At 73.1% G+C, this 24,071-nt stretch carries 20 protein-coding genes; 12 read left to right on the top strand and 8 right to left on the bottom strand.

The genetic code is table 11. The features are described from left to right. Positions 1–732: 732 nt before the first annotated feature. On the top strand, positions 733–1,200 hold the full coding sequence (locus ACIO9J_RS16295) for a hypothetical protein (protein WP_401998925.1): 468 nt from the start codon (positions 733–735) through the stop codon (positions 1,198–1,200). A 107-nt stretch (positions 1,201–1,307) separates the two neighbouring features. On the opposite strand, the gene ACIO9J_RS16300 is transcribed toward ACIO9J_RS16295, so the two are convergent. After that, positions 1,308–1,487 (bottom strand): DUF397 domain-containing protein, encoded by a 180-nt coding sequence (locus ACIO9J_RS16300; RefSeq protein WP_401998928.1) that lies wholly within the window; start codon positions 1,485–1,487, stop codon positions 1,308–1,310. Beyond that, positions 1,484–2,368 carry a helix-turn-helix domain-containing protein gene (locus tag ACIO9J_RS16305; protein WP_401998930.1) on the bottom strand — a complete coding sequence of 295 codons (885 nt, stop codon included), beginning with the start codon at positions 2,366–2,368 and terminating at the stop codon, positions 1,484–1,486. The genes ACIO9J_RS16300 and ACIO9J_RS16305 overlap by 4 nt, the downstream gene beginning before the upstream one ends. Before the next feature lie 230 nt (positions 2,369–2,598). Here ACIO9J_RS16305 and ACIO9J_RS16310 point away from each other — a divergent pair, with 230 nt between their 5' ends. Beyond that, the gene (locus tag ACIO9J_RS16310; RefSeq protein WP_401998933.1) at positions 2,599–3,111 is read left to right on the top strand and encodes an ATP-binding protein; all 513 of its coding nucleotides are present in this window, start codon (positions 2,599–2,601) and stop codon (positions 3,109–3,111) included. A gap of 169 nt (positions 3,112–3,280) precedes the next feature. On the opposite strand, the gene ACIO9J_RS16315 is transcribed toward ACIO9J_RS16310, so the two are convergent. Then, positions 3,281–4,357 (bottom strand): mechanosensitive ion channel family protein, encoded by a 1,077-nt coding sequence (locus ACIO9J_RS16315; protein ID WP_401998936.1) that lies wholly within the window; start codon positions 4,355–4,357, stop codon positions 3,281–3,283. Positions 4,358–4,639: 282 nt separating this feature from the next. Here ACIO9J_RS16315 and ACIO9J_RS16320 point away from each other — a divergent pair, with 282 nt between their 5' ends. Then, positions 4,640–5,176 carry an HNH endonuclease gene (locus ACIO9J_RS16320; RefSeq protein ID WP_306335859.1) on the top strand — a complete coding sequence of 179 codons (537 nt, stop codon included), beginning with the start codon at positions 4,640–4,642 and terminating at the stop codon, positions 5,174–5,176. A 116-nt stretch (positions 5,177–5,292) separates the two neighbouring features. Here the strand turns inward: ACIO9J_RS16320 and ACIO9J_RS16325 are convergent, their stop codons facing one another. After that, on the bottom strand, positions 5,293–8,229 hold the full coding sequence (locus ACIO9J_RS16325) for a beta-N-acetylglucosaminidase domain-containing protein (protein ID WP_401998939.1): 2,937 nt from the start codon (positions 8,227–8,229) through the stop codon (positions 5,293–5,295). Positions 8,230–8,629: 400 nt separating this feature from the next. Here ACIO9J_RS16325 and ACIO9J_RS16330 point away from each other — a divergent pair, with 400 nt between their 5' ends. The 3 genes from ACIO9J_RS16330 to ACIO9J_RS16340 are packed head-to-tail and all read left to right on the top strand — an operon-like array spanning position 8,630 to position 11,387. Then, complete coding sequence (locus ACIO9J_RS16330; RefSeq protein WP_401998942.1) at positions 8,630–8,866, top strand: hypothetical protein; 237 nt, start codon at positions 8,630–8,632, stop codon at positions 8,864–8,866. Further along, positions 8,866–11,127: a 4-alpha-glucanotransferase gene (gene malQ / locus ACIO9J_RS16335; protein ID WP_401998945.1), complete on the top strand. Its 2,262-nt coding sequence runs from the start codon at positions 8,866–8,868 to the stop codon at positions 11,125–11,127. Before ACIO9J_RS16330 ends, malQ begins: the two co-directional genes overlap by 1 nt. Positions 11,128–11,147: 20 nt before the next feature. Then, a complete protein-coding gene (locus ACIO9J_RS16340; RefSeq protein WP_098242566.1) occupies positions 11,148–11,387 on the top strand; it encodes a hypothetical protein in 240 nt (79 codons plus the stop codon). Positions 11,388–11,550: 163 nt separating this feature from the next. Here ACIO9J_RS16340 and ACIO9J_RS16345 read toward each other — a convergent pair whose 3' ends face one another. After that, entirely contained in the window at positions 11,551–12,144 is a 594-nt protein-coding gene (locus tag ACIO9J_RS16345; RefSeq protein ID WP_401998948.1) for a TetR family transcriptional regulator, read from the bottom strand. A 122-nt stretch (positions 12,145–12,266) separates the two neighbouring features. Between ACIO9J_RS16345 and ACIO9J_RS16350 the strand changes: the two genes are divergently transcribed. The 3 genes from ACIO9J_RS16350 to ACIO9J_RS16360 all read left to right on the top strand — a co-directional run bounded on the left by ACIO9J_RS16350 (position 12,267) and on the right by ACIO9J_RS16360 (position 15,811). Next, positions 12,267–13,733: an FAD-dependent monooxygenase gene (locus ACIO9J_RS16350; protein WP_401998951.1), complete on the top strand. Its 1,467-nt coding sequence runs from the start codon at positions 12,267–12,269 to the stop codon at positions 13,731–13,733. Between the two features lie 157 nt (positions 13,734–13,890). Beyond that, complete coding sequence (locus ACIO9J_RS16355; RefSeq protein WP_401998954.1) at positions 13,891–14,865, top strand: DMT family transporter; 975 nt, start codon at positions 13,891–13,893, stop codon at positions 14,863–14,865. Between the two features lie 34 nt (positions 14,866–14,899). Further along, positions 14,900–15,811: a LysR family transcriptional regulator gene (locus ACIO9J_RS16360; protein ID WP_401998957.1), complete on the top strand. Its 912-nt coding sequence runs from the start codon at positions 14,900–14,902 to the stop codon at positions 15,809–15,811. Between the two features lie 273 nt (positions 15,812–16,084). On the opposite strand, the gene pepN is transcribed toward ACIO9J_RS16360, so the two are convergent. Next, the gene (gene pepN / locus ACIO9J_RS16365) at positions 16,085–18,652 is read right to left on the bottom strand and encodes an aminopeptidase N (RefSeq protein ID WP_401998960.1); all 2,568 of its coding nucleotides are present in this window, start codon (positions 18,650–18,652) and stop codon (positions 16,085–16,087) included. Between the two features lie 277 nt (positions 18,653–18,929). Here pepN and ACIO9J_RS16370 point away from each other — a divergent pair, with 277 nt between their 5' ends. Further along, entirely contained in the window at positions 18,930–20,204 is a 1,275-nt protein-coding gene (locus tag ACIO9J_RS16370; protein ID WP_402001036.1) for a flavin-dependent oxidoreductase, read from the top strand. A gap of 72 nt (positions 20,205–20,276) precedes the next feature. Further along, positions 20,277–20,783 carry a DUF1203 domain-containing protein gene (locus ACIO9J_RS16375; RefSeq protein WP_401998962.1) on the top strand — a complete coding sequence of 169 codons (507 nt, stop codon included), beginning with the start codon at positions 20,277–20,279 and terminating at the stop codon, positions 20,781–20,783. Positions 20,784–20,790: 7 nt separating this feature from the next. On the opposite strand, the gene ACIO9J_RS16380 is transcribed toward ACIO9J_RS16375, so the two are convergent. After that, positions 20,791–21,663, bottom strand: coding sequence for a LysR family transcriptional regulator (locus ACIO9J_RS16380; RefSeq protein ID WP_401998965.1), 873 nt, complete (start codon positions 21,661–21,663; stop codon positions 20,791–20,793). Positions 21,664–21,763: 100 nt separating this feature from the next. Between ACIO9J_RS16380 and ACIO9J_RS16385 the strand changes: the two genes are divergently transcribed. After that, positions 21,764–22,990 (top strand): MFS transporter, encoded by a 1,227-nt coding sequence (locus ACIO9J_RS16385; protein WP_401998968.1) that lies wholly within the window; start codon positions 21,764–21,766, stop codon positions 22,988–22,990. A gap of 39 nt (positions 22,991–23,029) precedes the next feature. Here ACIO9J_RS16385 and ACIO9J_RS16390 read toward each other — a convergent pair whose 3' ends face one another. Continuing rightward, entirely contained in the window at positions 23,030–24,046 is a 1,017-nt protein-coding gene (locus tag ACIO9J_RS16390; protein ID WP_401998971.1) for an aspartate-semialdehyde dehydrogenase, read from the bottom strand. Positions 24,047–24,071 lie beyond the last annotated feature (25 nt).

Consider the following 24,071-nt stretch of genomic DNA (forward strand, 5'->3'; position numbering starts at 1 on the left):
TCTTCTCCTTCACGGGTCCCTGGGACAGTTCCGTAACGCGGCAGATCTTGACCCCGCGTGCTGACATGCACTCGTCGATACGTCATCCCGCGTGACCGACCCACGGCGGCGCGTGCCACACGCCGCCGACCCGCCCCGGTCCCGTGCCTCACCCGGCCCGATGACTCCCGCCGCGTCGGACCGCGCCCCGCCTCCCTCGGCCCGGCCGTGCCGGTGCCCCATCCCACCCACCCGCCCCTCCATGTATGGCCGCTCGCCCCGGCTGCGTCAGGCCCACCGGGGCTGGCCCGGGTGCGGGTCCAAGGTGAGGGTTGCTCCTCCCTCTCCCTCCGCTTGGCGTCATGCCGTCGCCCAGTGACCGGCTTTTCGTTGTGGGGGAAGGGAGTTGGGGCAAGCTGGGAGGTCGGGTCGATGGGGCCGCCCGGTTTCTCGGAGCGTGGCGGTTCCGGGGCGGGAGCAAGGGGCGCCCCTGCGTCGCGTCGGCTGCGCCGATTGCGCGCGCTCCACCCTTGACTCCCGCCCCGCACCGCAGGTTGGAGTAGACAGGGCCGCCCAGGGGGGGGGAGGTGGCGGGCTTCGCTGCTCGGGTCATCCCCTTGTGTTCGCCGGGTGCGGGCCGGTCCATCGTGTGCCGCTGTCACGGTCGGAGCCCGGCCCACGGGAGCGCCTTCGCTGTCGGGTGCGGGTCGGCGAGCCGTTCCGCTCGGCGGCCGCAGGCAGGAAGCTGCGCGCATGAATCCCGTCTTCACGAGCCTCGTCGCGGTGGTCGGCACTCTCGCTGGTGCCACTCTGACATTCCTTTTCCAGCGGCATCTCGTTCGACAGAGTGAGCGGTTCGCACGCGGCCAGCAGTTGTGGCAGGAGAAGGCCGCCGCCTACACCATGCTGATCGCCAGCCTCACGGACTTTCGGCGGAGCCAGAACGACCGCTGGCACTTGGAGCAGGACGATCCCGACGGTGTCGATGTCGTCAGGGCGCGCGAAGAGTCCTATCAGCGGCGGGCCGACGCCACCGCGGCCGTGTGCCGCGTGCGTCTGGTCTGCGGTGACGCGGCCCTGGGGCAGGTGGCTCAGGACGCCCTCGACGCCGCGACCGATGTCCATCTGGCGATGAGCGAGCAAGACCGCGCGGAGCGTGGCCGGGCCGCACGCCTGGCTCTTGAGGGATTCCTGGCGATGGCGGCGTCGCAGATCCTCTGACGGGGTGGTGCCGTCTGCCGCGAGTTCGCCCCCGGCGCGACGCACCAGGGGCAGCGGTCCTTCTCGGCGTGCTGTCAGCGACTACGCCAGCGTCGTCCGGACCGGCTTCAGCGCAGTGACCCCGTGAAGCGTGTCCAAGCCGCCGGGGTCAGGCTGAGTATCGGGGCGTCGGGGTCGGGATCCTTGGAGTCGCGTACGGCGACGGTTCCGGGAACGTTGACCGCTACTTCGACGCACTCGCCGCTCGCTGTGCTGTGGCTGGACTTCATGAAGTCGAAGCTGTTCATCGGTGCATGTCCTCGCTGATGGTCTCGATCAGGGTGAGTGAGTCCCGCGGGGCCAGGCTCAGGCGTGCCGTGCGTTCGAAGAACGTCCTGTACATGGCGCTCTCGGCGTCGTTCTCGATCCACACGGTAGCCGCGATGCTGTCGACGTGGACGACATCCATCGCCTCCGTCTCGGCGAAGGAGACGATGTTGAAGGACCCCGCGATACACGCGTGACTGCCCGCGCGGAACGGCAGCACTTGGACGTGGACGTTGGGGAGTTGGGACGCGGCCAGCAGGTGCTGCAACTGCGCCCGCATGACGTCGGGGCCGCCGACCTGCTGTCGAAGCGCGGACTCCCCGATCACCGCGTAGAACTGGAGCGGCTCCGGCCCTGACAAGCGGGCCTGACGCTTCATACGTACATCGACGATGCCCTCGATCTCGTCCGGGTCCTCCCACAGACCTTCGCTCACGGCGAGTGCCCTTGTGTACTCGGGCGTTTGCAGCAGCCCTGGCACCAGGGCCTGTTGCCACGTTCGTACGCCGGTCGCGACGTCCTCCATCGCGATGTACTCGGCCATCGCCCCCGCCTGGGGCGCGTGCTGCCACCACCCCTTGGCCTTGCGGCGCTCCCGGTCGAGTCGTGCCAACTCCAGGAGCCGGGAAACGGACTTGAGGTCCCGCACCTCGTAGAACTCGCACAGCACTCGGATGTCCGGGTCCCGCATGGGCACCCAGCCCTGTTCCATCTTCACGATCTTCGAGTTGGTCGCACTGATGGTCTGAGCGGCTTGGTGCTGGGTCTTCCCGGAGGCGTCGCGCAGTCGCAGAAGTTCGCCGCCGAGCTTGCGCCCCAGGACAGTTGACGCCCGGTTGCCGAGGTTCGCTGATCGGTTCACCGCGTCATTGTCGCCTCGTCGGCGAGGGCCGGTCGACAGCGTTCACTCGTAGGAGACAATTGTCTCCGAGCTACTTGAGCCCGAGACGAGATAGGCGCTACGTTCAGTGCTCAACCGCTAACCCAGCGGCGCCACTTGGCGGAAGTGCACCGTCCTGCCCCCGGCCAGGGACCCGCAAGGAACGGCAGAGCCACCGTCGCCCCCGACCGCACAAGGAGGTGCGCGTCACCATGGCCGAACCAGCTCGCTCGGACCCGGCGCCCCAGTCAGCCGTACTCCAGGAGGACCGTCTCGACTACATCCCGCACGCCCGCAGCGTCGGTCTCGCCCGCCGCAGGGCCGCCCGACTCGTCACGGAGTGGGGGTACGCCGCCCTCGCCGGTGACGTCGCCCTCGTCGTATCCGAGCTGATGACCAACGCCCTCCTCCACGGCAGCCTCCGCGACCGGCTCATCCGCGTACGGATCGCCCTCGCCACCGACACCCTCCGCGTCGAGGTCACCGACCCGCGCGGCGAGCGCCTGCCGGAGCCGCGCGTGGCCGAGGCCGGGGACCAGTTCGGGCGCGGGCTGCTCCTGGTGGGCGCGCTGGCCGACCGGTGGCGCCGCGAGCCGTGCGCCGTCGGGAAGACGGTGTGGGCGGAGTGGGACGTCCCGGTCGGCCGTGCGACTCGGGGCGTCGCGTGCGATCTGGTGATGGACACGAAGGGGCGGCTCCGAGGAGCGCGACCGGGCGGTACGTGAAGCCGGTGACATCGTGCGTGCCGCACATCGCGAGGAGAATTCGAACTCAGTTGCCTGACCGATGACAGACCTACGTGAAGGGGGCGCCCGGAGGAATTCTCCGGGCGCCCCCTTCACGTAGGCACGTAGGCACCTAGGCAACCTAGGGCTGAGAGGACGAGCGCGACCTCTACTTCGCCAGGTTCGGCGGCGGTATCGGCGACGCCGCCAGGGACTGCGGGGACGTCGCCGAGGCGTACGCCGAGGGGGCCGCCATGCCTGCCGAGGGGTCGGCCGCCGCCTCCTCCGCGGTCAGCGGCAGGCCGCCGACGATGCGGATGCCCGCCTCGTCGAACGCGTGCTTGATCCGCCAGCGCAGCTCGCGCTCCACGCCCAGGGACTTGCCCGGCATGGTCTTCGCGGAGACCCGGACCACCATCGAGTCGAGCAGGACGCTGTCCAGGCCGAGGATCTCCACCGGGCCCCACAGGCGCTCGTTCCACGGCTCGTCCTTGGCCATGGTCTCGCCGACCGCGGTGAGGGTCTCCTTGACCTTGTCCAGGTCCTCGTCCGGGCGGACCGTGACGTCGACGCCGGCCGTGGACCAGCCCTGGGAGAGGTTGCCGATGCGCTTGACCTCGCCGTTGCGGACGTACCAGATCTCGCCGTTGTCACCGCGCAGCTTCGTGACGCGCAGGCCGACCTCTATCACCTCACCGGAGGCGACGCCCGCGTCGATGGAGTCGCCGACGCCGTACTGGTCCTCAAGGATCATGAAGACTCCGGAGAGGAAGTCCGTGACGAGGTTGCGCGCGCCGAAGCCGATCGCGACGCCCGCCACACCGGCGGAGGCGAGCAGCGGGGCCAGATTGATCTCGAACGTGCCGAGGATCATGAGCGCGGCGGTGCCCAGGATCAGGAACGAGGCGACCGAGCGCAGCACGGAACCGATGGCCTGGGAGCGCTGGCGGCGGCGCTCCACGTTGACGAGGAGACCGCCAAGCGCGGTGCCGTCCACGGCCTGGGCCGTGCGGTTCATGCGGTCTATCAGCTTGGTGATGGCACGGCGGACGATGACGCGCAGGACGACCGCTATCGCGACGATCAGCACGATGCGCAGGCCGATACCGAGCCAGGTGGACCAGTTCTGCTCCACCCAGCTGGCCGCGTTCGTGGCGCTTTCCTGGGCGTCCTCGAACGTGGGCGGCTTCGACGTCGACTTGTCGTCCGGGTCCGTTCCGGCTGCCGACAGGACGGACAAGAGCACGGCAGGTACCTCCAGGTATCGCGGCCTGCCCAGAAGATGCCCCGGGCAGGCCCACCACACTAACGGGGCATTGTGTGTGGATCGTTGTCATGTTCGAGGGAGAGACGGTGCTCACCTGGGGAAGAACCGGGTGACGTCCTGCCGCCCGTCGCCGCTGTGGTCGAAAACACTTCAAGGCCGTTACCGGCACATGGTGGCGCCACGACCAGGCATGAGGGGAGACTGGCAACAGATCGTCCCGGCGCGAGCCACGCGCCGCCGGCGTACAAGGAGGCATCCGCCGTGCCGCATGTCTTGGTCCTCAACGCGTCGTACGAGCCACTCGGCGTCGTACCGCTCCGCCGCGCGCTCGTCCTCGTCCTGGAGAACAAGGCTCTCTGCCTCGAGGAATCCGGCGCCTTCATGCACAGCGCAACGCGCACCGTCCCCGCACCCAGCGTGGTCCGCCTCAAGCGGTTCGTGCGGGTCCCCTACCGGGGGCCCGTTCCTCTGACCAGGCGGGCGCTCTTCGCCCGCGACGGCGGTCGGTGCATGTACTGCGGTGGCGTCGCAACCAGCGTCGACCACGTCATTCCGAAGAGCCGAGGCGGCCAGCACGCCTGGGACAACGTGGTGGCTTCCTGCCGCCGCTGCAACCACGTCAAGGCCGACCGGCACCTCATGGAGCTGGGCTGGCGGCTGCGGCACAAGCCCGCGCCGCCCTCGGGCCTCGCGTGGCGCATCATCGGGACCGGACATAGGGATCCGCGCTGGCTGCCCTACTTGCAGCCGTTCGGCGCGGAGGACGCGATGGCCCGGATCGACGGCATTTCTGCCTAGAACTCGATCCGGGCCTTCGTCGTCCCGGGGGGAGCGGCACAGGGAGCGGCACAGGGGGCGCACGGCCCGGGGGCGGGGCGTGCGGCGCCTGCGAGACGTGCGGGAGCGCGCGGTCGTCAGTCTTCTGCGACCGCGTACGCCGCCACGGACCAGAGCGAGTAGCCGAAACGCGTAGCCCGTTCGTCGCCCTGCACCCGCACGAAGCGCGTGTCACGGGCGTCCATGCGGACCGCCTCGCGGCCGCCCCTGCCGTCCTTCACGGTCGCGGCCGTCCGCCAGGTCCTGCCGTCGGCCGAGGTCTGCACCCGGTAACCCGCCGCGTACGCGTCCTGCCAGCGCAGCACGACCTGCCCGAGCCGCACGGGCCCGGCGAACTCGGCCTGCCACCACGCGCCGTCCTCGGCGGGGGACGACCAGCGCGTCCGGGGATCGCCGTCGTTCGCCGCCGACGCGGGGAAGTCCTTCGTCTCGTCGCCCGACGAGGAGGCCTTGGCGCCGCGCGCCAGATCCGGTCCCGCCGTGCGCGGATAGGCCCGCACCGCCACCGTGCGGTGCTCGTCGCCGAAGCGCACCGGGACCTCGTACGTCCCCGCGCGCGTGCCCGCGGGGACGTAGATGTCGAGCGGCACCTCGACCTCCGTGCCGCGCGGCAGCGTGGACACCCCCGGCGTGCGCACCTCGATGCCCCCGGGCGCCTGAGCGGTGAGCTCGCCGCGTACGTCGCCGGGGCGCAGCGAGAGCAGCTTGGCGGTGACCCGCCGCGGGCCGCCGCCGATCGCCGCGTCGACCTCGGTGCGGGTCAGGGTCAGCCGGGCCGCGGGGGAGTCCGCGTACCAGGGCACGAGGTGGCGGACGGTGCCCGTGGCCAGGTGCGCGCGGACCGCGTCGGCGCGCACGTCCGCCAGGGCGACCTCGGTGAAGCCGCTCCCCGACAGGGCGCCGATGCTCCGCCAGCCCCTGCCGGGCACGTGCGCCTGGAGCTCGCCCCGGGTGCCGGGGTCGGTGAGGGCCGTGACGGCGGACAGGGCGCGGGCGCGCGGCAGCTCCGCCGTCGCCCGGTCGGCGGCCTGCCCGGCGTCGAGTCCCGCCCACCTCTCGTACGACGTCACGGCCCGCGCGAGGAACGGGTCGAGGACGCCCTTGCCGACCGTGGCGGGGCTCGCGCGCAGTTGCTTCCGCAGTCCGGTCAGGGAGCGCGCGGCCCGCCAGGCGGCCGCGCCGTCGCCCGCCGACTGGGCGCGCAGCATGTCCACGGCGGTCCGGCCCGCCGCGCCGTACCGCGCCAGCTGCTCGATCCACGGCCGCACTTCGTCCTTGAGGGGGCTGTCGGCGAGCCGTTCGGGCGCCTGATGGAGCACGCCGAAGGCGGCGCTCAGCCGCTCGGCCGACTCCTCGGCGCGGGCCCGGTCCTGTGCGGCGCGGGCCGCCCAGAAGTCGCGCATCAGGGGGCGCAGGTACGCCGACTCGGTGGCGCCGAGCACCGAGGACGCGTCGTTGCCCGCGAGGGCCCGCAGCGCGCCCCTGGCCTGCGCGTCGGGGCCCGCGAGGTCGTCGATCGCGGCGAGCCAGGACTCGTGCGGGCGGTACGCGCGCGGGTTCCAGGCGTAGTCGGCGGCCGTGAACAGGGGGATGCGGGACGCGGACGGCTGCTCCATGGCGTTGCCGAGGAGCGCGGCGGAGCCGGCGGCCACGGCGGGCTCACGGCCGGTGTAGGGGCCCAGGAAGATACGGTCCTGCGCGAAGTCGTTGACGGGGTAGTTGTCCATCGTCACCAGCGGATGCGGGCCGAACGCCCGGCGGGCGCCCGCGAGTTCGCGCCCGGTGATGGTCTTGGGGACCACGCCCACCCCCGTCCAGGCCACCTCGACGCGGCGGTCCAGGCCCGCCGAGAGCGCCGCGCGGTAGTCGGTCGAGCCGTCCTGGAAGTACTCGGTCGGCATCAGGGAGAGCGGCCCCGCGTCCGGGTGGCGCTCGGCGAGGTGGGCCGCGACCGCGTTGGCCACCCCGGCCTGCGCCTTCGCGGCGGCCCGCGGCCCCGAACCGAACGTCTCCGCGTCCTGCGCGCAGTGCCACTCGCTGTAGCTGACGTCCTGGAACTGGAGCTGGAAGGCGCGCACGCCGAGCGCCCACATCGCGTCGATCTTGCGGGTGAGGTCCCTGACGTCCTTCCCCGACGACATGCACATCGCCTGGCCGGGCGCGACGGCCCAGGCCAGCGTGACGTGGTTGGCCTTCGCGCGCGCGGCGACGGCGCGGAAGTCGGCGCGCTGGTCCGCGGGGTAGGGCTCGCGCCAGCGGGCCTGGCGGTAGAGGTCGTCGCCGGGGGCGTACAGATAGCGGTTCTGCTTCGTGCGCCCCATGAAGTCGAGCTGGTCCAGGCGCTGTTCGCGGGTCCAGGGGGTGCCGTAGAAGCCCTCGGTCAGGCCGCGCACGGCCGTGCCCGGCCAGTCGCGGATCAGTACGCCGGGGAGGGTGCGCGCCCCCGGACCGTCCGCCCCCGCCAGCTGCCGCAGGGTCTGCACGGCGTGGAAGAGGCCGTCAGGGCCGACCCCGGCCATCGCGACGGTTCCCCGCCCCGCGACCTGCCCGACGGCCAGCCGGTACCCGCCCGACGGCAGGTCCCCACGCGCGCGTGCACCGAGGGAACGCAGCGCCTCCTCGGCGCCCGCCCCGTCCGCGCGCACGACCAGGGAGCGGTCCGCGGGCAGCGGGGCGCCGTCGCGGACCTCGGTGATCCCGCGGGCGCCCGCACCGCGCAGAAGCGTGCGCAGGGCCTCCAGGGCGTACGGGTCCGTGGCCCCGCCCGTGACGACGGTGACGTCGTCGCCCACGGTGACGGAGCCGCCCGCGGCGCTCATCGACTGCGGGCGCGGCCAGACCGGCGGCAGTCCGCCGTCCGCGCGGCCCTCGTCGGGGGAGTCGGGGGACGCGGTGGGCGTACCGGGTTCCCCGGGGGCGCCCGGGGCCGCGAGGGCGCCGGGGGCGCCGCCGAGCGCGCCCGCGATGACGGCGACCGCGACGGCGGCCGCGCCCTTCCTGCGCCGCAACTGCACGGTCCGCCCCTCTCGTCGTGCCAGGGGTTCCTGACGTCACGTGTGCGTGTGTGCACGGTTGGTGATGAGCCCACCACTGTGGCGGCCGGGGTGTCAACGGGGGCTGGTGGGGGGGTGGGGGGCTCCCGTTTCCCGGGGCGCTCCCCGGGCGACTCGCGCCACCCTCCGCGGGCCCTTGCGGGGCTCCTCGGGGCTTCTGGCGGCCCTCTCGGGGAGTGGACATCTTCCCGGTGCGCGGGGCGTGCGGCGGCCGATCTTCCGGGCGGGAAGCGGGTGGGTGGGAACAACTTCCGCACCGGGAACCAAATGTGACCACCGTCACGTTGGACCACTGGATACGTCTGCGGCCCCGCGCTCTGGGTAGGGAGCCGAGACCTGCCCCCCTGACAAGGAGCTCCACGTGGCCGCTTCTGCGAACCTTCTGCTCTCCGCCCTCTCCAAACAGGTCTCCGGTCCGGACTCGGGTCTCGACGGATCCTGCTCCTGCGGCTGCCTGGAGCCGCCGCTCACCAGCGAGCCCCCGCTCGCCGACGCCGCGCCGCTGACCAGCGAGCCGCCCCTCGCCGACGCCGCGCCGCTGACCAGCGAGCCGACCTCCACCGGCATGGCTTCGGGCCTGGACTACATGGGGGTCTGATGGCCCTTTCCCGGCTGGCCGCCGCCCATGGCGTCGCCACCTCCTACTCTCCCTCTCCGGGGCGCACCGTCCCGGCCTCCGACACCGCCGTGATCGCGGCGCTCGCCGCCCTGGACGTCGACGCGAGCACCCCGGAGGCGGCCCGCGCGGCCCTCGCCGAGCGCGAGGCGCAGCTCGCCGCGCGCCTCCTGCCACCGACGGTGGTGATCTGGACCGACGCCCCCGCGCCCGACGCGCCGCCCTTCGCACGGCTGGCGCGGGGCACGCGGGTGCGGGTGGAACTGGAGAGTGGCGGGACGGTCACCTGGGAGACGGGGGCCGGGCCGGGCCCGGGAGCGGAGTCCGGGGACGAGGCAGGTCCGGGCTCCGCGGGTGCGGTGGGGGGCGCGTTACCCCCCGGAGTGCACCGTCTCGTCGCCCTCGGTCCTGACGGGCGGACCGCGCAGGCGCATCTCGTCGTCGCGCCCCGCCGCGTCAAGGCGCCGCCCGGTCGTACGCACGGCTTCCTCGTGCAGCTGTACTCGCTGCTGTCCCGGCACTCCTGGGGCATGGGTGACCTCGGTGACCTGGCCGAGTTCGCCGCCTGGGCCGGTCACTCCCTGGACGCGGGCTTCGTCCAGGTCAATCCCCTGCACGCGGCCGTGCCGAGTCCGCCGGGCGGGCAGAGCGACCCCTCTCCGTACCGCCCCTCGTCCCGCCGCTTCCCCGACCCCGTCCACCTCCGCGTCGAGGACGTGCCCGAGTACGCCCATCTGCGGGGCGCTGCCCGCGAGCGCGCCGAGGAACTGTGCGGCGAGGGCGGGCGATTACGCGCGTCCGTGCTGCGCGAGGGCGAGTTGATCGACCGCGACGCGGTCTGGACCCTCAAGCGCGAAGTCCTGGAACTGCTCCACGAGGTCCCCCTCGGCCCCGGCCGCCGCGCCGCCTACAACGCCTACCTCGCCGAGCAGGGCACCGCCCTGGAGGACCACGCCACCTGGTGCGCGCTCGCCGAGGTGCACGGCCCCGACCGGCACTCCTGGCCCGCCGCGCTGCGCGACCCCGCGTCGCCCGAGACGACCCGCGCGCGGCGGGAGTTGATGGACCGCATCGACTTCCACAGCAGGCTCGCCTGGCTCACCGACGCCCAACTGGCCACCGCCCAGCGCACCGCGCGCGAGGCCGGCATGCCCATCGGCCTGGTGCACGACCTCGCGGTCGGCGTGCACCCCGGCGGCGCCGACGCCTGGGCGCAGCAGCGGCACTTCGCTCCGCACATGAGCGTGGGCGCCCCGCCCGACGCCTTCAACGCGCGCGGCCAGGACTGGGGCCTGCCGCCCTGGCGCCCGGACCGCCTCGCCGAGTCCGGTTACGCGCCCTACCGCGCGCTCCTGCGCGGCCTGCTGCGGCACGCGGGCGCGCTCCGCGTCGACCACGTCATGGGCCTGTTCCGGCTCTGGTGGATCCCCGAGGGCCGCGAGCCCACCGAGGGCACCTACGTGCACTACGACGCGGAGGCGATGCTCGCCGTCCTCGCCCTGGAGGCGCACCGCGCGGATGCCCTCGTCATCGGCGAGGACCTCGGCACGGTCGAGCCCGGCGTCCGCGAGACGCTGCGCGAGCACGGCGTGCTGGGCACGTCCGTGCTCTGGTTCGAGCGTGACTGGGCGGGCGAGGGCGGGGGCAAGGGTGCGGGCGAGGGCGAGGGCGAGGGCGAGGGCGGGGGCGGGGGCAAGGGTGCGGGCACGGGGCGCCCGCTGCCCGCCGACGCCTGGCGCGCAGACTGCGTGGCCACGGCCACCACGCACGACCTGCCCCCGACGGCCGCGCGGCTCACCGGCGAGCACGTCCGACTCCGGTACGACCTCGGCCTGTTGACCCGTGACCTCGCGGTGGAGCGGGCCGAGGCCGCCGCCGACGTGCACGAGTGGCTCGCCCTGCTCGGCAGGCTCGGCATGCTGCCGGGCGGCATGGGCTGCGAGGAGGACGAGATCCGCGCCGTGCACCGCTTCCTGCTCGCCACCCCGGCCCGGATGGTCGGCATCTGGCTGCCGGACACGGTCGGCGACCGCCGCCCGCAGAACCTGCCGGGCACCTGGGACCAGTATCCGAACTGGCGGCTGCCGATCGCCGACGCCGCCGGACGCCCCGTCACCCTGGAGGAACTCGCCGCCTCACCGCGCCTGCACGCCTTCATGACGGTCTTCAGGCCGGGCGGCGTCACGGCGGTGGGAAGTGCCGAGACGACCCGTACGGCACCCCCGGGCGCGCACCCGGTTTAGGAGTTCGCTACGTTTGCACCGTGGACAAGAAGAACGCTCTGCGCGCCGGCGCCCTGGCCTCCGGCACGACGCTGATGATGCTGCTCATGTCGTCCCCCGCGCTCGCGCTCACGCGCGACGACGGCGACGACCCGGGTCCCGGTCTGAGTGTCATCGACACGCTCGGTCTCTATGTCGTGGCGCCCATCGTGCTGTTCCTGGTGATCGCGGGCCTCGTGATGGTCGGCGACAAGTCCCGCAAGCAGCAGAAGCAGGGCTGATCCGGGGGCAGACGCCACCGATACGCACGCTCCGTCGAGGGCGCGCCGCACCGACGTACCCGCCACGCGCGGTGAGTACGTCGCTGTGGCGCGCCCTCGACGCGTTCGTGGTGCCGTCCGGCGGCGGGCGCTCGTCCGGCCGTCCCGTGCCCGCGCCGCGCGGTCACGCCCGCGCGGCCGTCAGATAGCGCTGGAGCGTCGGCGCCAGCCAGTCCGTGATCTCCTCGCGCGTCAGCGCGACCGACGGCGGGAACCGCAGGACGTAACGCGTCAGCGCCAGGCCGAGCAGCTGTGAGGCGCAGAGCGCGGCCCGCTCCGGCGCCTCGGCGGCGTCACCGCGGACCTGCCGCGCGACCGGCAGGATCTGCGCCGCGAAGACGTCCTGCATGCGCTCGGCGCCCGCTGGGTTGGTGATCCCGACGCGGAGCAGGGCGGTGAGCTCGTCGCCGCCCTCCCACAAGGTCAGGAAGTGGGCGACGAGTACCCGCCCGGCCTCCTCGCGGGGCACCCCGGAGAAGTCCGGCAGCCGCAGGTCGACGGAGGTGGCCGCGGCGAAGAGCCCCTCCTTGTTGCCGTAGTAGCGCATCACCATGGACGGATCGATCCGGGCGTCCCTGGCGATGGCGCGGATCGTCGCTCGCTCGTAGCCGTCGGCGGCGAACCGCTCGCGGGCCGCGGTGAGGATGGCCGCCCGGGTGGCGTCGGAGCGGCGTGCGCCCTGGGGGGATGCCGGTCTTTCCGCGGCCGTGTCTGTCATGCCAACAAACGTAGGCCAACAGCTGTTGACAGTCCATAGCCGCGGTTCTACGTTGGCCAACAAGCGTTGACCAACACCTGTTGGCATCGGGCCGGCAGGCCACAGGGCCCCAGGAGGCAGCCATGAACGGCACCACCGGAACCACGGGCACCACCGATCGCACGGCAGGCCGCGGCGTCGTCGTCGTGGGCGCGGGACCCACCGGACTCCTCCTCGCGGGCGACCTGGCCGCCGCGGGCGTCCCCGTCACGCTCGTCGAGAAGCGCGCGCCGGGCATCAGCAACCTCTCCCGCGCACTGGTGGTGCACGCCCGCACCCTGGAGCAGTTCGACGCCCGCGGCATCGCCGACGAGCTGGCGGCCAGGGGTGAATCCCTGGACAGGCTCCTCCTCTTCGGCCGCCTCTCCCTCGACCTGGCGAACCTGCCGTCCCGCTACCCGTGCGTCCTGGTCCTGCCGCAGTACGAGGTCGAGCGGGTCCTCGAGCGGCGGGCGGTCGGGGCCGGGGTCCGGTTCGCGTACGAGACGGAGGTCGTCGGGCTCACCCAGGACGCCGACGGGGTGACGCTCGAAGTGCGCGGCCCCGACGGCGGTTCGAGCACGCTCGACGCGGCCTACGTGGTCGGCGCCGACGGCCTGCACAGCGGTGTGCGCCACGCGGTCGGGCTGCCCTTCCCCGGCAGGTCCGTCATCCGCTCCCTGGTCCTCGCCGACGTCAGGCTGACCCGGCCGCCGGAGACCTTCCTCGCCGTCAACGGCGTCGGCGACGCCTTCGCCTTCATCGCGCCCTTCGCCGACGGCTACCACCGGGTCATCGGCTGGAACCGCGCCCGCGACGTCTCCGACAGCGAGCCGCTCGACCTCGCCGAGGTCAAGGAGATCGTCACAGCCGCGCTCGGCGACGACTTCGGGATGCACGACGCCCGCTGGCTGTCCCGCTTCCACAGCGACGAACGGCAGGCGCCCGCCTACCGCGTGGGCCGCGTCTTCCTCGCCGGGGACGCCGCGCACGTCCACTCGCCGGCCGGCGGCCAGGGCATGAACACCGGCCTCCAGGACGCCGCGAACCTCAGCTGGAAGCTGATCGCCGCCGTCAACGGCCGTGCGCCGCAAGGCCTGTTGGACAGCTATCAGCGCGAGCGGCACCCGGTGGGCAGGGCGGTGCTGCGCTCCAGCGGCGGGCTCGTCAGGCTCGCGATGGCCAAGCGCCCCTGGGTGCGCGCCGCCCGCGCCGTGCTGGCCTCCGCCGTCGCGCGGGTGCGCCCGGTGCGCGCCAGGTTCGTCGGCCGGATCACCGGCATCGGCGTCGCCTATCCGGCGCCGCGCGGCGCCCACCGGCTGACCGGGCGCCGGGTGCCGGACGTCGCGCTCAAGGAGGGGCGCCTCCACGAGGCCCTGCGCGAGGGCCGGTTCGTGCTCGTCGCGCCGGAGGGCGTGGAGGCGCCGACGGGCCGCGCGGTGGCCGCGCACTGGGCGAGCGGCCGCCGTACGACGCTCCTCGTCCGGCCGGACGGATACGTGGCGTGGGCCGCCGAGGGCGCGGACGCGGGGTCGGTGCGCGCGGCGCTCACGGAGTGGGGGATCGGCTAAGGGCCGGAGGAGCCCGCCACCCCCCGTCGAATGTTCGGATCTGCTTCAAAGACTCGGCGAAAAGATTCGATGGACCTGATGGGTGTGAGGCTGTCACGGTGGTCCCGCAACGCACCGAGATCCCCGTCGAGACGGGGAGAGAGGCAAGGGATACCACGTGACCGTCCTGGACCGGACCGACCGGACCCCCGTCGACACCACGAAGAGCGGCCACGAGGCCGTCGGCGCCGTCGCCCGCCCCCTCGGCGTCGGCCTCGCGCTCGCCGCCCTCGCCACCGTCGTCTGGTCGGGCAGCTTCGTCACCTCCCGCGCGCTGCACGACACCGTGCCGCCGATCCAGCACGCGTTCTGGCGCTGGATCATCGCGATCGCCGCCGTCGCGCCGTTCGCGGTGCGGGCGACCTGGCGGCAGCGGGCCCTGCTCCGGCGGCACATCCGCTTCCTGCTGCTCGCCTCGCTGCTCGGCGTCACGGTCTACAACACGCTCGTGAACCAGGCGGGCATGACGACCACCGCGGGGAACATGGGCATGATCATGGCCGCGTCACCCGTCCTGATGGCCGGCTACGAACGCCTCGGCGGCACCCGGCTCGGCGCCCGCCGCGTCACCGGCATGCTCGTCGCCTGCGCCGGAGTACTGCTCCTGGTCAGCAAGGGCTCTCTCGACATGGACTTCGCGGTCGGCGATCTGTGGGTGATCGCGGGCGCGTTCTCCTTCGGCTCCTACAGCGCGCTCCTCAAGCGCAGGCCGGCGGAGCTCGGCGGACTGCCCTTCCTCTTCTCGACGTTCGTGCTCGGCGCGCTGATGCTGCTTCCGGTGTTCGTCGCCAGCTTGTCGATCCAGGGCGGCTTCGAACCGACCGTCGGCACGGTCTCGCCGCTCCTGTACGTCGGCGTGGTCTCCTCCGCGATCGCCTTCTTCGCCTGGAACAAGGCCATCTCGCTCATCGGCGCGGCCCGCGCCGGAGTCGTCTACTACCTCCAGCCGGTCTGCGTGGCCCTGCTGTCCTTCGCACTCCTCGGCGAGGCGATGGGCTGGCTCCAGATCCTGTGCATGGGGCTCATCCTCGGCGGCGTCGTCCTCGGCTCGGCCGCCGGATCGCCCTCGGTCCGCGTCCGGGACCGCGCCTGACATGGCGGGCACCGGGGGTCTGTACGTTGACTCCATGAGCGAGTGGGACATCAAGAAGCTGCAGATCCTGCGGACGTTGAGCGAGCGCGGCACGGTCACGGCGACCGCCGCCACCCTCCAGATGACGCCGTCCGCCGTCTCCCAGCAGCTGTCCAACCTCGCCAAGCAGCTCGGCGTACCCCTCCTGGAGGCGCACGGGCGCCGCGTCAGGCTCACCGACGCGGCGCATCTCGTGCTGCGGCACGCGGAGGCGGTCTTCGCCCAACTGGAGCAGGCCGACGCGGAGTTGGCCGCCTATGTGCACGGGGAGGCGGGCGAGGTGCGGGTCGGGGCGTTCTCCACCGCCGTGCCCGCGCTCGTCGTCCCCGCGGTGCGGGCGCTGCGGGAGGCGGCGCCCGGTATCTCCGTACGGGTACGGGAGACCGAGGCGGCCGAGGCGTACGAGCTGCTCGCGGCGGGCGAGGTCGACATCGCGCTCTCCCTCGCGGCGCAGGCGCCCGCCGGGGTCGACGCGGACACGCGCTTCACCCGTGAGTCGCTGCTCGCCGATCCGCTGGACGTGGCGCTTCCCGGGGAGCATCCGCTGGCGTCGGCCGGCACACTCCGGCTCGCCGATCTCGCGGGCGAGCCGTGGATCTTCGGCGGGAGCGGTCCCTGGTCGGAGATCACCAGGGCGGCGTGCGAGGGCGCGGGCTTCACCCCGGAGCAGGCGCACTCGGCCTCCGGCTGGACGGCGATCCTCGCGATGGTGGAGGCGGGCCTGGGGGTCGCGCTCGTCCCCCGCATGGCCGCGGTGCGGCGGGACGGCGTCGTGATGCGGGACCTCGGGCCGGAGCGGCCCCGGCGACATGTGGTCGCCGCCGTGCGCCGCGGGGCGGCGGGTGGGGCGGCGGTCTCTCGCGTCCTCACGTCTTTGCGCGAGGCGGTGCCCACGAGGGTGGGATAGCGCTGCGCTGTGCTGTGCCGTGCTTGTGCGGCCGGCGCCCCCTCCTGCCCGACCGCCCCGCGCTCCGCGCGGATCTTGCCCCGCCGCGGTTTGTCCCTTGGCTGCGGGCCATCGTGGCTGATCGCGCAGTTCCCCGCGCCCCTTAACAGGGGCGCCCCGTCAGGGGCGCGGGGAACGGCGCGGCCAGCCACAGCGGACCCGCAGTCAAGCGACGACGTCAGGCCCCTCAAGGGGCGCGGGGAACTGCGCGATCAGTCCCCCGGTTCGGAAGAGCTACACGTCCGCGGACCGCGCCCGCAGGGCCCTTTCGACGCCCGCGCGGGACTCCGTGATCAGGCGGCGCAGTGCCGCCGACGGGTCGGACGAGGCCAGCCACGCGTCCGTCGCGTCGAGCGTCGCCCGGGAGACCTGGAGGGCGGGGTACAGGCCCGTGGCGATCTGCTGGGCCATCTCGTGCGAGCGGGAGTCCCACGCGCCCTTGACCGACGCGAAGAACTTCTCCGTGTAGGGGGCGAGGAGTTCACGCTGGTCGGTCTGGACGAAGCCGCCGATCACCGCCTCCTGGATGGCGTTCGGCAGGGCGTCGGACTCCACCACGGAGGCCCACGCCGCGGCCTTCGCCTCCTCGGTGGGCCGCGCCGCCCGCGCGTACGCCGCGTGCCGCTCGCCCGCCGCGGTCTTGTCGCGCGCGAGCTCCGCGTCGATGCCCGCCTCGTCGAGCCGCCCGGTCGCCGCGAGACGGGCCACGAAGGCCCAGCGCAGCTCCGTGTCGACGGCCAGGCCCTCGATCGACTCCGAACCGTCCAACAGGGCTTCCAGGAGGGCCAGTTCCTCGTCCGTGCGGGCCGTCGCCGCGAAGGCGCGGGCCCACGCGAGCTGGTGGTCGCCGCCCGGCTCGGCCGCCCGCAGGTGCGCCAGCGTGGCCTCGGTCCAGCGGGCCAGCGCCGCGTCCCTGCCCTCCGGCGCCGCGTACAGGTCGAGCGCCAGCTTCACCTGGCGGTGCAGCGACTGCACGACGCCGATGTCGGACTCCTTGGCGATGCCGGAGAGGACCAGGTTCAGGTACTCCCTCGTCGGCAGCTCCGCGTCGCGCGTCATGTCCCACGCCGACGCCCAGGACAGGGCCCTCGGCAGGGACGCCTCGAAGTCGCCGATGTGGTCCGTGACGAAGGCGAGGGAATCGGAGTCCAGGCGGACCTTCGCGTAGGAGAGGTCGTCGTCGTTGAGCAGGATCACCGCGGGGCGGTGCTTGCCCACCAGGGCTTCCACGGCGGTGAGTTCGCCGTCGACGTCCAGTTCGACGCGGTCGGTGCGCAGCAGCTTGCCGGACTCGTCGTCCAGGTCGTAGAGGCCGATCGCGATGCGGTGCGGGCGCAGGGTGGGCTCGCCCTTGGCGCCCTCGGGCAGCGCGGGCGCCTCCTGCTTGACCGCGAAGGACGTGATGACGCCCGCCGTGTCGACGTCCACGACCGGCCGCAGCACGTTGATGCCCGCGGTCTCCAGCCACTTCTTCGACCAGGTCTTCAGGTCGCGGCCGCTGGTCTCCTCCAGGGCGCCGAGCAGGTCGGACAGGCGCGTGTTGCCGAACGCGTGGCGCTTGAAGTACGCCTGCACGCCCTGGAAGAACTCGTCCTCGCCGACGTACGCGACGAGCTGCTTCAGGACGCTCGCGCCCTTGGCGTACGTGATGCCGTCGAAGTTGACCAGGACGTCGTCCAGGTCACGGATGTCGGCCATGATCGGGTGCGTGGACGGCAGCTGGTCCTGGCGGTACGCCCACGTCTTCATGGAGTTGGCGAAGGTGGTCCACGAGTGCGGCCACTTCGACCCGGGCGCGTACGCCTGGCAGGCGGCCTCCGCGTAGGTGGCGAACGACTCGTTCAGCCACAGGTCGTTCCACCACTCCATGGTGACCAGGTCACCGAACCACATGTGGGCCAGCTCGTGCAGGATCGTGGCCGCGCGCACCTCGTACGCCGCGTCGGTCACCTTCGAACGGAACACGTACTGGTCGCGGATGGTCACCGCGCCCGCGTTCTCCATCGCGCCCGCGTTGAACTCCGGCACGAAGAGCTGGTCGTACTTGGGGAAGGGGTAGGCGTAGTCGAACTTCTCCTGGAACCAGTCGAAGCCCTGCCGGGTGACCTCGAAGATCGCGTCCGAGTCGAGGAACTCCGCGAGCGAGGGGCGGCAGTAGATGCCCAGCGGCACGGACTGGCCGTTCGGGCCCTCGTAGGAGGAGTGCACCGAGTGGTACGGGCCGACGATCAGGGCCGTGACGTACGTCGACATGCGCTGCGTCGGCTCGAAGTGCCAGACGTCGTCCTTGGGCTCGGGCGTCGGCGAGTTGGAGATCACCGTCCAGCCGCTCGGCGCCTTCACGGTGAACTGGAAGGTCGCCTTCAGGTCCGGCTGCTCGAAGGAGGCGAAGACGCGGCGCGCGTCGGGCACCTCGAACTGCGTGTACAGGTAGGCCTGCTGGTCGACCGGGTCGACGAAGCGGTGCAGTCCCTCACCGGTGTTGGTGTAGTCGCAGTCCGCGACCACCTTCAGCTCGTTGGGGCCCGTCGCCAGGTGCTTGAGGGCGATGCGCGAGTCACGGAAGACCGCCGCCACCTCCAGCGCGTGGCCGTTCAGGACGACCTCGTGGACCGCGGGGGCCACCAGGTCGATGAACGTCTCGGCGTTCGCCTCCGCGGATTCGAAGCGCACCGTGGTCACGGACCGGTAGGTGCCGCCCTCCTGCGCGCCGGAGAGGTCGAGTTCGATCTCGTACGAGTCAACGGTGAGCAGCTTGGCCCGCTGCTGCGCCTCTTCGCGGGTCAGATTGGTGCCGGGCACGCGGTCATCTCCTCGGGTACGACGGGTCGTACGACGTGTGGGTTCGACGGGTACGACTTGTGGCGTTTCCGGCCATCCTTCCATGCGCCTCCGTACGGCCGCCCGGGCCATTGTTCTCCCGCTGCCGTCCGGTTACGCTCCGCGCGTCGACTGATGCCCCACGACCGCCGCGACCGACCGCGCGACGGCCGTGCCGACGCCCGGGGGGAACCGGAATGCTGGGGACGAACAGACCGCCGCGCGGCCGGCCGGGGGACCGGACGGTACGGCGACGGTGATCGACGTACTGGTGGCCGGAGCCGGCATCGGCGGGCTCACGACCGCCCTCAGCCTGCACGCGGCGGGCATCGGCGTGCGCGTGGTCGACGCGGTCGAGCAGCTGCGCCCGGTCGGCGTGGGCATCAACCTGCTGCCGTACGCGGTGCGCGAGCTGACCGAGCTGGGACTCGGCGCCGAACTCGCCGCGACCGCCGTCGCGCCCGACGAGATGGTCCACTTCGACCGGCACGGAAACCGCATCTGGGGCGAGCCGCGCGGCCTCGCCCTCGGCTACCACTGGCCGCAGTACTCCGTCCACCGCGGCGCCCTCCAGCTGCTGCTGCTCGACGCGGTGCGCGACCGGCTCGGCGACCGCGCGGTCCTGACCGGCACCGCGTTCGTGCGCATGGCCGAGCAGGAGGGCTCCGCGCTGCGGGTCGTCCTGCGGGACAGGGGGCGGGGCAGGGAGTACTCGGTACGGGTGCGGGCCCTGGTCGGCGCGGACGGGCTGCACTCGGCGGTGCGGGCCCAGCTGCACCCGGGGGAGCGGCCGCCGCTGTGGAACGGCATCCGGATGTGGCGCGGCACCGCCGACTGGCACCCCGTGCTCGGCGGCAGGACCGTCGCGGTGGCCGGTTCCAACGCCACCGCGAAGCTCGTCGTCTACCCGATCTCGCGCCACGCCGAGCAGCGCGGCCGCGCGCTGCTCAACTGGGTGGCGGAGGTGCGCTTCCCCGTCGAACACCACCTCGGGCTCGCCGGGCCCGCCGACTGGAACCGCTCGGGGCGGCTCTCGGACGTGCTTCCGCACTACGCGGGCTGGCGCATCGGCGACCTCGACGTGCCCGCGCTGCTCGCCGCCACCCGGCACATCCTGGAGTACCCCATGGTCGACAGGGACCCGCTGCCGTTCTGGGGCAGGGGCCCGGTGACGCTGCTCGGCGACGCCGCCCACCCGATGTACCCGGTGGGCTCCAACGGCGGCTCGCAGGCGATCCTGGACGCCCGCGTCCTGGCCCGCTGCCTCGCGCTCGCCGCACCCGACAGGGAGGGCGGCCTGCGGGCGTACGAGACGGTGCGCCGCGAGGCGGTGAACGCGGTGGTGCTCGCCAACCGCGACATGCCCGCCGACCGCGTCCTGCAGACCGTGGCCGAACGGGCCCCCGACGGCTTCGGCCACGTCGAGGACGTCCTGACCCCGGGCGAACTGGCGTCGATCGACGAGGCGTACCGGAGCACGTCGGGCGTGGACGCGGCGGAGCTGAACGCGCGGGGGTCGTGGGGGGTGGGCTGACCCGCCCGCCCCGCCGAGCGCCCCGTCCGAAAACCGCCAGCCACCGCCTCCCGCACGCGCGAGGCTCGACCCATGAACACCACCTACACGCCCCGCCCCATCACCCCCGACACCCTCAAGCAGCTCCGCGACACCGACGACGCCGGGCGCCCCTGCGTGCCCTACGCCGACGCGGAGGGCGGCTCCCCGCTGCGCTGCTGTCTGCGGCCCGTCGCCCCAGGCGAGCGGATCGCCCTCGTCTCGTACGCGCCGCTGCGCCGCTGGGCCGGCGAGACCGGCGCGACGCCCGGCGCCTACGACGAGCAGGGCCCCGTCTTCATCCACGCCGACCCCTGCGACGGCCCGGCGGACGACGCCGCCGGCTACCCGTTCGCGCGCTCCGGCGCGCTGCGCACTGTCCGGCGCTACGACGCCAGGGGGCACATCGTCGGCGGGCGGCTCCTGGAGATCCCCGAGGACGCGGAGCAGGGCTTCGACGGCGCGTTCGCCGAGGCGTTCGCCGACCCGGAGGTGGCCCTCGTGCACGTCCGCGCGGTCGAGTACGGCTGCTTCCACTTCGAGGTGCGCAGGGACGCCTGACGGCCGATCACGCGGGGGAGGCCTCCGACAGCGCCCGCGCGAACTCCCGTACGCGCGCCGTCTCCCCGTCCCGGTGCCACACCATGCCGAGCACCGAGTCGGGCAGCCCCTCGACCGGCACGAAGACGACGTCCTGACGCCCGTGGTACCGCGCGGTCGGCCCGCACAGCAGCATCGCGCCCCGGTCCGCGGCGACCAGCGTCAGACCCTCCTGGAGCGTGCGCACCTCGGGCGCGGGGACGCCGGACGGCGCGTGCACCTCGCGCCAGTACGAGGGGGCGGGCGCGGTCGCCGCGATCAGCGGGGTCTCCTTGAGGTCCGCCGCCGTGAGCGCGGGCCGCGCGGCGAAGGGGTGCCGCACCGAGACGGCCACCGTCTGCCGCTCGCTGGAGAAGACGGGACCGAGCACCAGGTCCGGTTCGGCGACCGGAAGCAGCACGATCGCCGCGTCCACCCCGCCGTCCCGCACCGCGCCGAAGGGATCGGCGAACGGGATCTCCACGATCTCCGTCGCACAGTCCGGATACCGCTCCTGGAACGCGGCGATCGCCCGCATCAGCCGGGCGTCCGCGGTCCCCTGGAAGCCGAGCCGCAGGGTGCCCTCCACGCCCCGCGCGGCCGTCCTTGCCCGCTCCACGGTCGCCGCCAACTCGTCGTATGAGGGCCGGAGTTCCGCCAGGAAGCGCTCGCCGAGCGTGGTCAGCCGCACCCGGCGGCTGGTACGTTCCACGAGCCGGGCGCCGATGCGCTGCTCCAGGGCGGCGAGCAGCTGGCTGACACGGCTCTGCGAGACGTAGAGCCGCTCGCCCGTCCGCCCGAAGTGCAGCTCCTCGGCGAGCACGAGGAAGCACTCCAGCTCCCGGATCTCCAGTCCGCTCATGGCGCGCCGTCCCCCTGTCCCGTCATCGATCAGTCCAGCTCATACAAGGATGAGATCTTCCATGTTGTTCCCCGCACGTGCGCGGCGGAGGGTGGATGTCATGTCACAGAGCACACAGAGCGTCCAACTCCCTTCCCCTGAGGGCCAGTTGGCGTCATCGGGCCACCGCGTCGCCGTTCTCGCGGTCGCCACCGCCACCTTCTCCGTCGTCACCACGGAGATGCTCCCCGTCGGACTCCTCACCTCGATCGGCTCCGGTCTGCGCGTCTCGGACGGCACCGCGGGCCTCGCCGTCACCCTGCCCGGAATCGTCGCGGCGCTCGCCGCCCTGCTGCTGCCCGTCGCCGTGCGCGGCGCCGACCGGCGCACCGTCCTGTGCGTCCTTACGGTGCTGCTCGCCGTCGCCAACCTGGCCTCCGCGCTCGCCCCGACCTTCGCCGTCCTGCTCGTCGCGCGCGTCCTGGTGGGCGTCTGCATCGGCGGCGTCTGGGCCATCGCGGCGGGCCTCGGCGTGCGGCTGGCCACCGCGGAGGCCGCGGGCCGGGCCACCGCGGTGATCTTCAGCGGCATCGCCGTGGCGTCCGTGCTCGGCGTGCCCGCGGGCACGCTCCTCGGCGAACTCGCGGGCTGGCGCTGGGGGTTCGCGGCGCTCGCCGTGCTCGCCCTGGCCGTCGCCGCGCTGCTCCGCACGGTCCTGCCCCGGCTGCCCGCCCACGAGGGCATCAGGCTCGGCGCGTTCCCCGGACTGCTGCGGATCGGCCGGCTGCGCACCGGCCTGCTCGCCGTCACCCTCCTGGTCACCGGCCACTTCGCCGCGTACACCTACATCCGGCCCGTCCTGGAGCGGGTGCCGGGCATCGGCGCTGGCCTGATCAGCACCCTGCTCCTCGCCTACGGCACCGCGGGCATCGTCGGCAACTTCGCGGGCGGCGCCGTCGCGGCCCGCGACCCGCGCAGGGCGCTGCTCACGATCAGCGCGGGGCTCGCCGCCGTCGTGCTCCTGATGGTGCCCGCGGGCGCCGCGCTCGCCGCCTCGGTGGCGCTGCTCGTGGCGTGGGGCCTGGCGTACGGCGGGGTCTCGGTCTCCGCGCAGAACTGGGTGATGGACGCGGCACCGCACGCCCGCGAGGCGGCGTCCGCGCTCTTCGCCGGGGTGTTCAACGTGGCGATAGCGCTCGGCGCCTTCGTCGGCGGCCGGGTCGCGGACGGCCACGGCGCGGGCGGTGTGCTCTGGCTCGGCGGCGGGTTCGCGGTGCTCTCGATGGCCGTCGTGGCGTGCACGCGGTCCACGGGGCACGCGAAGGGGGCGGCCACCGCATCGCGGTGACCGCCCCCTTCGGCGTACGGCTTCGGCCCTCGGGCGGTGTCAGCCCTTGAGCTCGGCGGCGACCAGCTCCGCGATCTGGACGGCGTTCAGCGCGGCGCCCTTGCGGAGGTTGTCGTCGGAGATGAAGAAGGCCAGGCCGTTCTCGACGGTCTCGTCGCCGCGGATGCGGCCCACGAACGCGTCGTCCTTGCCCGCGGCCTCCAGCGGCGTGGGCACGTCGGTGACGACGACGCCCTCGGCCGAGGAGAGGATCTCGGTGGCCCGCGCGGGGCTCAGCGGCCGCGCGAAGCGGGCGTTGACCTGGAGGGAGTGGCCGGTGAAGACGGGCACGCGGACACAGGTGCCGGAGACCTTGAGGTCCGGGATCTCCAGGATCTTGCGCGACTCGTGGCGGAGCTTCTGCTCCTCGTCGGTCTCGTTCAGACCGTCGTCGACGACGGAGCCCGCCATCGGGAGCACGTTGTACGCGATGGGCGCCACGTACTTGTCGGGCTCGGGGAAGTCGACCGCGGAGCCGTCGTGGGTGAGGCTCGGGGCGGCCTCGCCGACCTTCTGCACCTGCCCGAAGAGCTCCTCGACACCGGCAAGGCCGGAGCCGGAGACCGCCTGGTAGGTGGCGACGACCAGGGCTTCGAGGCCCGCCTCGGCGTGCAGCGGACGCAGGACCGGCATCGCGGCCATCGTCGTGCAGTTCGGGTTGGCGATGATGCCCTTGGGGCGGTTCTTGATCGCGTGCGGGTTCACCTCGGAGACGACGAGGGGGACCTCGGGGTCGCGGCGCCAGGCCGAGGAGTTGTCGATCACGACGGCGCCCTGCGACGCGACCTTCTCGGCGAGGGCCTTGGAGGTGGCGCCACCGGCGGAGAACAGCACGATGTCCAGGCCCGTGTAGTCCGCCGTGGAGGCGTCCTCGACGGTCACGCCGTCCAGGACCGTCCCGGCGCTGCGGGCCGAGGCGAACAGGCGCAGCTCGTCGGCGGGAAACTTCCGCTCGGCGAGGATCTTGCGCATGACCGTGCCGACCTGACCGGTGGCTCCGACGATTCCGACCTTCACAGGTACTTCCTCCGTGTGTGTGCGG

Origin of the sequence: Streptomyces sp. NPDC087300 (genome assembly GCF_044744425.1) — a bacterium.
Classification (GTDB): domain Bacteria; phylum Actinomycetota; class Actinomycetes; order Streptomycetales; family Streptomycetaceae; genus Streptomyces.